The 12,251-nt window shown below is 63.7% G+C and carries 11 protein-coding genes; 3 read left to right on the top strand and 8 right to left on the bottom strand.

The window, feature by feature from the left end; genetic code table 11:
- Nucleotides 1-4 precede the first annotated feature (4 nt).
- On the top strand, nt 5-1,360 hold the full coding sequence (locus FJ867_RS11895; RefSeq protein ID WP_140817454.1) for a Xaa-Pro peptidase family protein: 1,356 nt from the start codon (nt 5-7) through the stop codon (nt 1,358-1,360).
- Here the strand turns inward: FJ867_RS11895 and FJ867_RS11890 are convergent.
- A complete protein-coding gene (locus FJ867_RS11890) occupies nt 1,325-2,155 on the bottom strand; it encodes a PhnD/SsuA/transferrin family substrate-binding protein (protein WP_140579808.1) in 831 nt (276 codons plus the stop codon). The two genes, FJ867_RS11895 and FJ867_RS11890, sit on opposite strands and share 36 nt — an antisense overlap.
- Nucleotides 2,156-2,246: 91 nt before the next feature.
- The gene (locus FJ867_RS11885) at nt 2,247-3,254 is read right to left on the bottom strand and encodes a fatty acid desaturase (protein WP_140817452.1); all 1,008 of its coding nucleotides are present in this window, start codon (nt 3,252-3,254) and stop codon (nt 2,247-2,249) included.
- Between the two features lie 229 nt (nt 3,255-3,483).
- Between FJ867_RS11885 and FJ867_RS11880 the strand changes: the two genes are divergently transcribed.
- Nucleotides 3,484-4,341 carry a helix-turn-helix transcriptional regulator gene (locus tag FJ867_RS11880; protein ID WP_140495665.1) on the top strand — a complete coding sequence of 286 codons (858 nt, stop codon included), beginning with the start codon at nt 3,484-3,486 and terminating at the stop codon, nt 4,339-4,341.
- 115 nt (nt 4,342-4,456) lie between these two features.
- On the top strand, nt 4,457-5,479 hold the full coding sequence (bmt, locus tag FJ867_RS11875; protein ID WP_181165301.1) for a betaine--homocysteine S-methyltransferase: 1,023 nt from the start codon (nt 4,457-4,459) through the stop codon (nt 5,477-5,479).
- A gap of 16 nt (nt 5,480-5,495) precedes the next feature.
- On the opposite strand, the gene FJ867_RS28735 is transcribed toward bmt, so the two are convergent.
- The 6 genes from FJ867_RS28735 to FJ867_RS11845 all read right to left on the bottom strand — a co-directional run bounded on the left by FJ867_RS28735 (nt 5,496) and on the right by FJ867_RS11845 (nt 11,986).
- Nucleotides 5,496-5,759, bottom strand: a complete 264-nt coding sequence (locus tag FJ867_RS28735; protein ID WP_181165302.1) for a hypothetical protein — start codon at nt 5,757-5,759, stop codon at nt 5,496-5,498.
- 206 nt (nt 5,760-5,965) lie between these two features.
- Nucleotides 5,966-8,080 carry a VWA domain-containing protein gene (locus FJ867_RS11865; protein WP_140817450.1) on the bottom strand — a complete coding sequence of 705 codons (2,115 nt, stop codon included), beginning with the start codon at nt 8,078-8,080 and terminating at the stop codon, nt 5,966-5,968.
- 2 nt (nt 8,081-8,082) lie between these two features.
- Nucleotides 8,083-8,643, bottom strand: a complete 561-nt coding sequence (locus FJ867_RS11860; protein WP_140516325.1) for an RNA polymerase sigma factor — start codon at nt 8,641-8,643, stop codon at nt 8,083-8,085.
- A 146-nt stretch (nt 8,644-8,789) separates the two neighbouring features.
- Nucleotides 8,790-9,527 carry a dienelactone hydrolase family protein gene (locus FJ867_RS11855; protein ID WP_140817449.1) on the bottom strand — a complete coding sequence of 246 codons (738 nt, stop codon included), beginning with the start codon at nt 9,525-9,527 and terminating at the stop codon, nt 8,790-8,792.
- 105 nt (nt 9,528-9,632) lie between these two features.
- Nucleotides 9,633-10,322 (bottom strand): 4Fe-4S dicluster domain-containing protein, encoded by a 690-nt coding sequence (locus tag FJ867_RS11850; RefSeq protein WP_140817447.1) that lies wholly within the window; start codon nt 10,320-10,322, stop codon nt 9,633-9,635.
- An 89-nt stretch (nt 10,323-10,411) separates the two neighbouring features.
- Nucleotides 10,412-11,986 (bottom strand): trimethylamine methyltransferase family protein, encoded by a 1,575-nt coding sequence (locus FJ867_RS11845; RefSeq protein ID WP_140516329.1) that lies wholly within the window; start codon nt 11,984-11,986, stop codon nt 10,412-10,414.
- Between the last annotated feature and the right edge of the window lie 265 nt (nt 11,987-12,251).

Here is a 12,251-nt window from a genome sequence, read left to right as displayed (position 1 = left end):
CGCCATGGACAGCGCGGCGCCAAAGGGGAGCTTCGGCCGCCACCGCAAGATCATGCCGTTTGTGCCGGGCTCGATCGAGGCGCTGCGCGAGGCCTCCCGCCAGAAGGCGGCTGATCTCAACCAGCATGTGCTGGGCTACGGCGCGACAGCCGAAGCGGAATGGGCGGCGGCAGGCATTGCCGCCCCCGACCTGGCCGAAATGCGCAAATACCGGCTGGAGCGCATCCGCACCGAGCTGAGGCGCCGGGGCTACGCCGGCGCGCTGCTCTACGATCCCATCAACATCCGCTATGCGACCGATTCCACGAACATGCAGCTTTGGGTGGCGCACAACCCGACACGGCATTGTTTCGTCGCCACCGAAGGGCCGGTGGTGCTGTTCGACTATTTCTCCTGCGAACATCTGTCGGACCATTCCGGCGTCGTCGACGAGGTTCGCCCCGCCGTCTCGTGGATGTATCTCTACAGCGGCGAACTCACCGAGCAGAAGGTCCGCCGCTGGGCGGCCGGGATCGCCGATCTGGTGCGGGAACATGGCGGCGGCAACAGCCGCATCGCGGTCGACCACATCGATCCGGAAGGCGCCGAGGAACTTGCGCGCCGCGGCATTTCCATCGGCAATGGCGAAGCGGTGATGGAGAATGCCCGGCTGGTCAAATCGCCGGACGAGATCCTTGCCATGCGCCGCGCCATCCTCGCCTGCGAGGCGGCAATGGGCGAGATGGAACAGGCGCTGAAGCCCGGCATCACTGAGAATGAATTATGGGCCGAACTGCACCGCGGCAACATTGCCCGCGGCGGCGAATGGATCGAGACGCGGCTGTTGGCATCCGGCCCGCGCACCAACCCCTGGTTCCAGGAATGCTCCTCGCGCCTCATCGAGGCGGGCGATCTCGTCGCCTTCGACACCGACCTGATCGGCCCCTACGGCTTCTGCGCCGACCTGTCGCGCACCTGGCTGTGCGGGGATGTGAAGCCAACCGACGAACAGCGCGATCTTTTCCGCATCGCCGCCGACCAGATCGCGCACAACACCGAATTGATACAGCCGGGCACCGCCTTCCGCGACCTTGTCGACCGCTCGGCGGTGCCGCCCGGCGACTGTTTCCCGACCCGCTATGGTGTGCTCTACCATGGCGTCGGGCTGGCCGACGAATACCCCACCTTGCCGCATGCCGACGACTGGACATCGGACACGCCCGACGGCGTGATCGAGCCAGGCATGGTGCTGTGCGTGGAGAGCTATATCGGCAGGCTCGGCGGGCGCGAGGGTGTCAAGATCGAGGAACAGATCCTGGTCACCGGCACCGGCAACGAAAAGCTTTCAACCTATCCGCTGGATGCGAGGCTGCTCGGCTAAGCCGGCAAGGGCCTCGCGCATCGCGGCAACCGTTTTTTCCGGCGTCGCTTTCGCGGTGATGAAGGGCAGGCCCTTGCGCAGGCCCGTCCAGCCGACGACCTTCACCTGGCTGGCCGCCGGCTCGAAGCGCTGCGCCAGCGCCCAGCTCTCGCAGTCGATCGCCGCGACATCGGCCCTGCCCTCGGCCACGGCGACGATCGAAGCGCGATGTCCGCCGCTTTCGCTGCGCGAGGAAAACACATCAAGGCTTTCGCCCAACGCCTCCAGGTCGCGCGTCGGCGCGATGATACCGGACATGGAATCGAGGCTGTTGAAGGTGAAGCGCTTGCCCCGGATCAGATCGAGCGGGATGACGGGCCTGCCATTGCCAGGCGCAGGCACCGACGCCTTGCCGTCCGCCCGCATCACCAGCGCGCTCGAATAAAGCTCGCCCTGGCCGCCTTCGTAGACGTCATAGCTCGGCTGGCCGACAACCTGCACATGGCTGGCCAGGCCAAGCTCCATTGGCCCCCAGCAAGTCTGCGCGAACAGCAGTGCGGGATGCAGCCAGAGCTGGTGAAAATCGAGCGCGTCCGGCGGCAATGTCGCGGGGTCGGGCGCGATCAGAACGCCGGTGGCACTATGAATGCCGCCCGGCACCGGCGGCAGATCGCCGTTGCGGCGAATGACGGTCTCCGGCGCATGGATTATCCCCCCTTGACGGAAGGCGTCGCGCAGCAGTGCCCATTGGGCGTCGACCTCGCGGCGCACTTCCGGCCAGTCATACATCGGCAGCGCTGCAACGAATTCGCTCATGCCGGGATCTGACCATTAAATCTGGAGAGAGGTTCACAAAAACGCGGCGTCGGATTTGAGATAGCCGACACCGTCCGTCGTGTCGCGGGCTTCATTCCTTGGGCGGCTCGGCCGGGACTGGCGCGGTGCCGAGCCCGCTGATGTTGCGCGCCCTGACGCGCGGCTTGAACGCCCTGCCCGGCTCCGGCTGGCGCCGCAACACCGGATGCACGATCGGCTCCTTGGCCTTGAAAGCATAGGACCTGATCAGCGCGAAATAGCTGGGATAGGCATAGCCATTGTTCATCCGCAGCCATTCCTCGCGACGTTCACGAAACAGCTGGGGCAGTCTGTACCAGGCCACCGTCGGGGTCTTGTGGTGGACGAAGTGCAAATTGTTGTTGAGGAACAGGAACGACAGCGGCGAGCGCTCGATGATCACCGTGCGGCCTTCGGGATGCTCGGACCATTGATGCTCGGCAAAGGTGCGGATCGCGATCAGCGACTGGCCGAGCCACACCGGCAGAATATAGAGCCAAAGCGGAATGCCGAAGCCGAACTGCACGATCGGCGCCACGACGGCGAGGCCGATCGCATGCAGCAGCCAGGCTTTGCGGATGGCCTTGTCGCCGGCCAGCATATGTTTGGCGTCGTCGATGAAGAAGCCGATGCAGGACAGCCAGGGACCGAGGAAGAACCGGCCGGCCATGGTGTTGTTGATCCTGAGCAGGAATTTCATCGTCGGCGGCAGTTCATCATGCTGCCACAGCGCCTGATAGTAGCTTTCCGGATCGTCGAGCGGATCGGTCAGGCGCTCGTCGGCATGGTGGCGCAGATGAAGCGTCTTGAAGCGGCGGAACGGCCAGACCAGACCGATCGGCAGGAAGACGAAAGCCTCGTTGATCAGGGCATTGCGCGTCGGATGGCCGTGCAGCACTTCGTGCATGATCGACGACTGAAGTGCCAGGATGAAACCGAGGAGAGCGAGCGCGAAGATCGGATAGGACGGCCAGAGCAGTAGACCGGTGGCGAGCCATGCTCCGTAACAGAAGAAAGCGAGGGCTGCGGTTGGCCACTCGATGGCCGGTGTATTGCGTCGCCTTATGCTCTTGCCAGTCATGCTATCGACCACTGCCCCTCAGTCGCCGGAACCCCAGCGGCTCCTGACAGCATAGTGTCAGGAGAAACGATTCCACTCAACGAGACAAAGTGTACAAAATGTTGCGATTGCGCATTTTCAACCGCACATGTTACAGATTGTAAACAGACCCAGGGATTCATTTACGCCTGGAGCGCCTCGTCAGGACGTCTCGGCGAAAATTTTTCCTCATGATTCGGAGACTTGGAAGATGGACAAACGAGATCTGTCAGCAATCTTTCGGGAGCGTCTCAAGTTGCTCCTGACAAGGTCCGACCTCAACCAGTCCGCCTTCGCCACCGCCGTCGGCATCGATCGGTCGGCGCTGTCACAGCTGATGTCCGGCGCGTCGACGCGCCTGCCGCGGGCCGAAACGCTGCTCAACATCGCGGCCGAGTTCAAAGTGTCGCTGGATTGGCTGCTCGGCCTCAGCCAGGACGAGGGCGTCACCGGTGAAATCCGCGAAAGCCTGGAGATCGAGGAAGCCCCCGACGGTTTCGACCGCACGCTTCTGGCCAGATGGTTCGCCGAGGCCGCAGGCACCAAGATCCGCTATGTGCCGGCCGGCATCCCCGATCTTCTGCGGACGCACGCGCTGGTCGACTATGAGGCAAACATCACCAACAGGAGCAGGCTCGCACAGGCCAGCGAGACCCAATACCGCATCGAATACAACCGGCGCCCAGAGACCGACATGGAAGTCTGCATGCCGCGACACACGCTGGAGATTTTCGCACGCGGCCTCGGCGTCTGGGACCGCTTTCCGGAGGCCGACCGTCGGCAGCAACTCGCCCATATGGCGACGCTGCTTGACGATCTCTATCCGACTTTCCGGCTGTTTCTCTACGACGGCCGCATGCGCTATTCGATCCCGCTCACCATCTTCGGACCTTACCGCGCCGCCATCTATGTCGGCGACATGTACGTCGTGCTGAATGCCACCCAGCCGGTCCAGGCCTTGACCCGGCATTTCGACAATCTGATCCGGGCCGCCGACGTCAACCCGCATGAGGCAGCAAGCTTCGCGCGCAATCTGGCTGGCCTGTCGTTTCCATCAGGTTCCGCATGACAGCGGCACCCGTAACCGCGCCCTTCAACTGCGACTCCGCCGTCGCTATTTCATTGACTGGACATAAAGACTTCTTTATATCCTTATTCGACTTCAGAATGTGAAAGCCAATCCGATGACGACGACCAACCCGATCGACGCGCTGCTGGCGCAAAAAGGCGTGCTTTTGGCCGACGGCGCCACGGGCACCAATTTGTTCGCAATGGGTCTGGAGGCTGGCGAGGCGCCTGAGTTGCTGAACGAGACCGCGCCCGACACCATCACCCGCCTGCACCAGAATTTCGTCGACGCCGGCGCCGACATCATCCTGACCAATTCGTTCGGCGGCACCCGTCACCGGCTGAAGCTGCATCATGCGCAGGACCGCGTGCACGCCCTGAACAAGCGCGCCGCCGAGATCGCCCGCGCGGTCGCCGATAAGGCCGGCCGCAAGGTGATCGTTGCCGGCTCCGTTGGCCCGACTGGTGAGTTGCTGGTGCCGCTTGGCGCCATGACCTATGACGAGGCGGTAGACGCCTTCGCCGAGCAGATCGAAGGCCTCAAGGAGGGCGGCGCCGAGGTCGCCTGGATCGAGACCATGTCGGCGCCCGACGAGATCCGTGCCGCCGCCCAAGCGGCGATCCGCGTCGGCCTGCCCTATACCTATACCGGGTCTTTCGACACAGCCGGCCGCACCATGATGGGCCTGCTGCCGAAGGACATACACGGCGTCGCCGACGGCTTGTCGCAAGCCCCTCTCGGCGTCGGCGCCAATTGCGGCGTCGGCGCTTCCGACATCCTCGCCTCGCTGCTCGACATGACGCAGGCGAAGCCGGAGGCAACCGTGATCGTCAAGGGCAATTGCGGCATTCCCGAATTCCGCGGCACCGAGATCCACTATTCCGGCACGCCCGAACTGATGGCCGACTATGTGCGCCTTGCTGTCGACGGCGGCGCGAAAATCATCGGCGGCTGCTGCGGCACCTCGTTCCAGCACCTGGCCGCCATGCGCAAGGCGCTCGACGCCCACACCAAGGCGGATCGTCCGACCGTCGAGACGATCGTCGAGCGCATCGGTCCGATGCGCAACAAGGTGGCCACGGCGAACACCGCCGAGACCAGTGAGGCCCGACGCGAGCGTCGTCGCAGCCGGGCCTGAAGCCACCGCTTTCTAATTATTCGCTGTTGTCGGCGTAGCTCGACTGCGCCGATTTAAGATCGACGACATTGGCGCCGCGCATCGTCATCAGCGCTCCGGATGAAACCGGATCGGTGATCTGCTCCAGCATAATGCGGAAACGGTCGTTGGTCAGAGCCGACATGGCGGTGTGGCGCGCCTGCGCGACATCGTCGCCGATGCGCCTGGATTCGGCTGATTGGGCGGCCGCCGAAGCGTCCCGTGCCGGCGGTGTCGAGTTGGCGGTAGTCCTGATCTGCAATTCCGGCTCCCTCAGCCCCACACACCTATCCGGCGTAACAAGAGGAAATTGCGATCCGGTACCGGAAATGCCGCGCAATTTAACGATCGCAAATTCCCGCAAAAAACGGGCCGGCAGGGAATGCCCCCTCGCCGGCCTCGCCTCACCCGCCCGTGGCCGGTTTTCCCATCAGAACGACCCCATCTGAAAGAAACCGGCCGTCATCACTACCGATTGCCGCCCAGCGCCGAGGCAAGGCGCACAAGCGAGAGGAACTCGGACCTGTACCCAAACGGGTCGGCCCCCCGGGCGGCAGTGGCGATCTCCATGATCCTGTCATAGCCGAACTTCGCCGTCGCATCCTCGTCGCGCAGTTTCTGGCCGAAGGCCGCGACCGCGACGGAGAAACGCTGGTCGGTGGTGGCCTGGTCGAAAGACGCAACCTCGTTGGCCGACGTCACCGGCGTGGTGATCAGCTTCGAGAGGTCCTCGTTGGGCAGCTTGTAGCATATCTTGACGAAGGCGTATTCGTCCGCATTGGCGACGCCACCATTGTTCACCGCGGCCTGGCCATAGCGAAGCGGTTCGATCTGTTCGCCGCCGCTGCCCTTGGGCGTGATCTCGTAGATCGCGGTGACCGAATGGCCCGAACCGATCTCGCCGGCATCGACGCGGTCATTGTTGAAATCCTCGCGGTTCAAGGCGCGGGTCTCATAGCCGATCAGCCTGTACTCCGAGACCTTCTGCGGATTGAACTCGACCTGGATCTTCACGTCCTTGGCGATGGGGAACAGCGTCGAGGAGGCATCCTCGACCAGCACCTTTTCCGCCTCGGCCAGCGTGTCGATATAGGCGGCGGTGCCATTGCCGTTCTGGGCGATGGTCTGCATCATCTCGTCGTTGAGATTGCCGCGGCCGAAGCCGAACACCGACAAGAAGACGCCGCTCTTGCGCTCTTGTTCGATCAGGCGCTTGAGATCGTCGTCGTCGCTCTGGCCGACATTGAAGTCGCCGTCGGTGGCGAGCATCACGCGGTTGACCCCGTCCTTGATGAAGGACTGCTCGGCCAACTTGTAGGCCTCCTTGATGCCGGCCTCGCCGGCCGTCGAGCCACCCGGCTGCAAATTGTCGATGGCGTTGAGGATCTTGTCCTTCTCGGCAACCTTTGTCGGCATCAGCACCGTGCCGGCATCGCCGGCATAGGTGACGATCGAGATGGTGTCGTCGGCCTTCAGCTTGCTGACCAGCAGCCGGAATGCCGCCTTGAGCAGCGGCAATTTATCCGGTTCGTCCATCGAGCCCGAGACGTCGATCAGGAACACCAGATTGGCCTTGGGCTGCTCGGCCGGCTTGACGTCGAAACCCTTGATGGCGACATGCATCAGCTTGCTGTGCGCGTTCCACGGCGTCGGCATGACGCTGACGGTCGAATTGAACGGCGTCGACGCGGAGTCCGGCCCCTTCCAGTCATAGGGGAAATAGTTGATCATCTCTTCGACGCGCACCGTGTCGGCCTGCGGCAGGAAGCCCTCCTTCAGCGAACGGCGCACGAAGGAATAGGAGGCGGTGTCGACGTCGATGGAAAAGGTCGAGACCGGGTCCTCGAGTGCCGAATGCACCGGATTGGTCTTAAAATCCTGGACGCGATCGCGGTTTTCCTCCTGTGGTGCGATCTGGTCCGCCGGCGCCATGGCGGGCTGCTGCGGTGCTATCATTTTGGACATGCGTGCGGCTCGCGACGTGCTAGGCGCGGCAGTGCTATCCAGGGCGAACGCGCCCGTTGGCGCAGGTGGCGCAGGTTCCGCCGGCGCAACCTGTTCCTGCGCATTCTGCGGCGCCAGGCCTCCAGCAACGGCCGATTCGGATCTGCTCGGCGCCGCCAAGGCCTCCGTTTCGTCGCGGCTTTCCGCGTCGGTCTTCTTGTCTTTCTCAGGCGCGCTCGTTGCGAGCGGTTTGTCGATCGCCTGATCGCCCGTGGCCTGTTTAGCCAGCGGCTTCACCGTGGCGGGCTTGTCGGCCAGCGTCTCGGTGATCTTTTCGCCGCCGCCGAAAGTGGACGGCTGTTCCCTCAGCATATGGAAAGTGGCGTATCCGGCAATCGGCAGGGCGACGAGCCCGGCAATAGCCGGCGTGGCAATGAGTTTCTTTTGCATGATTTCGCTCCAGAGCTTTCGTGCTCGCTCTGTGAGACGAAGACCGCCGACCGATCCTTGGCTGACAGCGGAAATATTTTCCTCATCATAGGCGCGCATGGCGGCCTCGAAGGCGCGCGCCTTCGCGCTCTCGCCGGGAGCCGGGATCACTATGTCGCGCAGCCTCTTGAGTTCGTTCTCGTCGACCATGGTCACACTTCCCCGGCTGAACGCATGAGCGTCTTCAGCCGTTTCTTCGCTTCATGGATGTGCCAGGAAACAGTCGTCTCCGAGATCGCCATCGCCTCGGCGGCGGCCGCGTGGCTCAAGCCCTCGCCATAGACCAGCAGCACGGCGTCGCGCTGCTTGTCGGGCAGTCGCCGCACCGCGGCCCACAGCGCCTCGGCAAGATCCTCGTTCTCGGCCGGAGCCTCGCCCGAAATCAGCGCATGAACGCCATAGGCTTCGGTCTTGACCGTCTCGCGGGCGCTCTTGCGCATCATGTCGCGCGCGGCGTTCAGCGTCATGGCATAGAGCCACGTGGTGAAGGCGCTGCCGCCGCGATAGTCGCGGATCGCCTTGCCGAGCCGGACGCAGACTTCCTGGGCGATGTCTTCGGCGTCCGCCTTCCGACCGCACCAGCGGTAGGCGGCGCGATAGACGAAGTCATAGTGCCTTTCGAGCAACGCGCCGAAAGCTCCCCTGTCTCCGCCCTTCGCCCGCCCGATCAGTTCGGCGTCGGAGGCTTCGCTCTCATCCAGCATCATCGCCATCATTTGCCTGTTGGACGAAGGCTAATGGCCAATCCTTGGGGTGAGGGAAAGATTTTTTTACTGGTACCTCTTCCTTCTCCCCGTTCTACGGGAGAAGGTGCCCGAAGGGCGGATGAGGGGCGGCGCCGACCTCTCGAAGATTGGCTTTACCCGAGCGTCTCGGAAAACAGGGTGATCAACCGGTTCCAATGCCGCTCGGCGCCATCTTCGTTGTAGACGCTGTGGTCCGGCACGCACCAGCCATGCGCCATGCCGACATAATTCTCCAGCACGTAATCGACTTCCGCCGCCCTGAACGCCTCGGCCAGCCGCGCTGATTGTTCGGGCGGAAAACTCCTGTCGACGCCGGCCATGCCGACGTGGACGCGTGCCTTGACCGACCCCGCCTTGCGGTGCGGACTGTCGGCCGCGTCGCTGGCGAGATTGCCGCCGTGGAAACTGGCCGCCGCCCTGATGCGATCCGGATAGGAGGCGGCTGCGTTCAGCGCCCGCGCGCCGCCCATGCAATAGCCGACAACGCCGATCGGCCCGGTGACGCCTTTGGCAGCGAGTGCGTCGAGGAAGGCGCCGCTGTCGGCAATCGTCATCTCCTGCGTCGTGCCGCTGATCAGCGCCATCAGCGGCACCTTGGTTCTCTCCTCGACGAAGGCGGTCTTGGCATCGAACGGACCGTAGGGCGCGTTGCGATAGAAGAGATCGGGCACCAGCACGGCGTAGCCCTCCTCCGCCAGCCGCTCGGCCATGCCGTCGAGCGCAGGGCGCGGGCCGAAGGCATCCATATAGAGGATGATGCCGGCCTTGGGCGGGGAAGCGTTGGCCGGGCGGAACAGCCCCGCCCTCGCCGTGCCGTCCCTGGTCTTGATCTGAAGGTCCTGTTTCGGCATCGCCAGCTCCGTTCGGTTGCTGGGCGATACATATCCGGGCACGCCGACAGGGCAAGCTGTTGCCTGATTTTGGCAGTCAACATTTCGTGCGGCAGCGCGACGAGCTTACCGGCCCGCGAACGCTGCCATGTGGAAGGCCTGCACCTCTGAGGGGTAGCGATAGGCTGTGCCATAGGGACAGGCGTTGCGGTCAAGGCAGCCGCCGTCACAACAGGGCCCGCCACTCGGCCCGCGCACATGCGCCAGGCAGGCCTGGTAGGCGAAGCCTTGGATGGAATAGGCATCGACCGGACAGGATTTCAGGCACGGTTTGTCGACACAGGTGTCGCAAAGATGGACCGCCTCGCGAGCCTCCGGGAGCGCGATCTCGTCCTCGAACAGCAGCGCGCCGCGATAGGCATGCCAAAGCCCATATCGCGGATGCATGAGGATCCCGAGCGGTGACGGCTTCAGGCCCTCGGCCCGCATCGCCCATCGCTGGAACGGCAGATAGGGCTTGTCGGACGGCGACACGGCGCGTGCGCCGAATTCTTCCGCGACCGCGCCTATGACCTGCCGGGACCAGGTGTCGAGCGGATTGGCGATTGCTCGCGGCTGCTTTTCACGCCAGCGCAGAAAATGCGGCCAGGGTGCTGCCCCCGCCTGTCCCACCAGCAGCGCCGACCTGGCTGGTGCACCGGAGCGGCCACAAGGCGCCGCCTCGCCGTCCCCAAAGGTGAAGCCGCCACGCAGGATGAGGCCGTCGGCGCCAAGCGCGGCCGCAATCTCCTCCATCCTGCCGCGCGAAGGAATCATCCCTTCTTGACCGGATCGGAGAAGGCGCTCCGCCAGACTTCCTTGTGGATGATGTTGGCGACTTTAGCCCCGCCTGACTCGGGCTCCTTTCACGTGAAGGCGTCGGGCATCGACCCCTTCTTCTTGGCGATGAAGTCCTTCAGCGCTTCGTCGATCGCCGGATCGAGATGCGGCGCCTCATAAGATTCCAGCCAGCGGCGGGCGAGTTCGTTGGCGCGCTGCGGCGCGGTCTTCTCGCCTTCGGCCAGCCACTGCTCGTATGAATTGTTGTCGGCGATGTTGGAGCGATAGAAGGCAGTCTGGAAATTCGCCTGCGTGTGGTCGCAGCCGAGATAGTGGCTGCCCGGCCCGACTTGGCGGATGGCGTCCATCGCCTGGCCGTTTTCCGACAGGTCGACGCCTTCGGAGAATTTTTGCGTCATGCCGAGCTGGTCGATGTCCATCATGAATTTTTCGTAGCAGGACGCCAGCCCGCCCTCGAGCCAGCCGGCCGAATGGAGGACGAAATTGGTGCCGGCCAGAATGGTCGAGTTCAGCGTGTTGGCACTTTCATAGGCTGCTTGCGCATCCGGGATTTTGGAAGCGCAGAGCGAACCGCCGGTGCGGAACGGCAGGCCGAGGCGCCGTGCGAGCTGTGCGGCGCCGTACGACACCAGCGACGGCTCCGGCGTGCCGAAGGTCGGCGCGCCCGACTGCATCGAGATCGACGAGGCGAAGGTGCCGAACAGCACCGGCGCGCCGGGCCGGATCAGCTGCGTGAACGAAGCGCCGGCAAGCACCTCGGCAAGCACCTGGGTCAGCGTGCCGGCCACCGTCACCGGGCTCATCGCGCCGGCGAGGATGAACGGCGTGACGATGCAGGCCTGGTTGTGGCGCGCATAGACCTTCAGCGCGCCAAGCATGGTCTCGTCGAAGACCATCGGCGAGTTGGCGTTGATCAGGCTGGTCAGGACCGTGTTGTTTTCGACGAAGTCGTTGCCGAACACCAGCTTGGCCATGGCGACCGTGTCCTCAGCACGTTCCGGCGCGGTGACCGAACCCATGAACGGCTTGTCGGAATATTTGATGTGCGCGTAGATCATGTCGAGATGGCGCTTGTTGACCGGTACGTCGACCGGCTCGCACACGGTGCCGCCCGAATGGTGGATCGAAGGCGCCATGTAGGCGAGCTTCACGAAATTCTGGAAATCCTCGATCGTCGCGTAACGCCTGACGCCGTCGAGGTCGCGCACGAAGGGCGGTCCGTAGACCGGGGCGAAGACGGTGGCATTGCCGCCGATCTGCACCGAGCGTTCGGAATTGCGGGCATGCTGGGTGTAGATGGGGGGCGCGGTCTTCAAGAGCGAACGGCAGAGCCCCTTCGGGAAATGCACGCGTTCGCCCTTGACGTCGGCGCCCGCCTCTTTCCACAGCTGCAACGCCTCCGCATCGTCGCGGAAGATGATGCCGATTTCTTCCAGCACCGTGTCGGTGTTCTTCTCGATCAGCGCCAGGCCTTCCTCGTCCAGCACTTCATAGACGTTGATCTTGCGCTTGATGTAGGTGAGCTGGGTGCCGGGACCGCCGCCCGAACGCGCCGCCCGCCGTGCCGCCGCCCCGCCGCTGGCGCCGCGTCCACGTCGCGCGTTTGACGCTTCCTGGTCCACTGCCGCGTGTTCGCTCATGATCGTTCTTCCCTGAATTTGGACCGGCTTGACTAGCGCCCGGCCCGGAACCGTTGTGGCCGCCGAACGCGGCTTCCGGCGGATCGTAGCCATGCACCCTATTCGAAACGGCCCGTCCGCGCCAACGCCTGTCGCAAAATCGACAAGAAAACCGATAGATTTTTCAGTCGCTTTCCTTTTGCGGGAAGTCGCAAATCAGCTATGGATACCCGCCCCTTGCGGGTTAGGTATTGGCGCGTTGATTTTAAGCTGCCATGGTCGTTCC

This window comes from Mesorhizobium sp. B2-5-3 (genome assembly GCF_006441005.1).
Classification (GTDB): Bacteria; Pseudomonadota; Alphaproteobacteria; order Rhizobiales; family Rhizobiaceae; genus Mesorhizobium.
The sequence above is the reverse complement of the archived record's forward strand: the minus strand, read 5'-3'. Positions and strand labels throughout refer to the sequence as shown.

Coding starts and splice junctions, on each gene's coding strand:
- FJ867_RS11895 (WP_140817454.1), top strand. CDS start 5: ATGGACAGCGCGGCGCCAAAGGGGAGCTTCGGCCGCCACCGCAAGATC.
- FJ867_RS11890 (WP_140579808.1), bottom strand. CDS start 2,155: ATGAGCGAATTCGTTGCAGCGCTGCCGATGTATGACTGGCCGGAAGTG.
- FJ867_RS11885 (WP_140817452.1), bottom strand. CDS start 3,254: ATGACTGGCAAGAGCATAAGGCGACGCAATACACCGGCCATCGAGTGG.
- FJ867_RS11880 (WP_140495665.1), top strand. CDS start 3,484: ATGGACAAACGAGATCTGTCAGCAATCTTTCGGGAGCGTCTCAAGTTG.
- bmt (WP_181165301.1), top strand. CDS start 4,457: ATGACGACGACCAACCCGATCGACGCGCTGCTGGCGCAAAAAGGCGTG.
- FJ867_RS11865 (WP_140817450.1), bottom strand. CDS start 8,080: ATGGTCGACGAGAACGAACTCAAGAGGCTGCGCGACATAGTGATCCCG.
- FJ867_RS11860 (WP_140516325.1), bottom strand. CDS start 8,643: ATGGCGATGATGCTGGATGAGAGCGAAGCCTCCGACGCCGAACTGATC.
- FJ867_RS11855 (WP_140817449.1), bottom strand. CDS start 9,527: ATGCCGAAACAGGACCTTCAGATCAAGACCAGGGACGGCACGGCGAGG.
- FJ867_RS11850 (WP_140817447.1), bottom strand. CDS start 10,322: ATGATTCCTTCGCGCGGCAGGATGGAGGAGATTGCGGCCGCGCTTGGC.
- FJ867_RS11845 (WP_140516329.1), bottom strand. CDS start 11,986: ATGAGCGAACACGCGGCAGTGGACCAGGAAGCGTCAAACGCGCGACGT.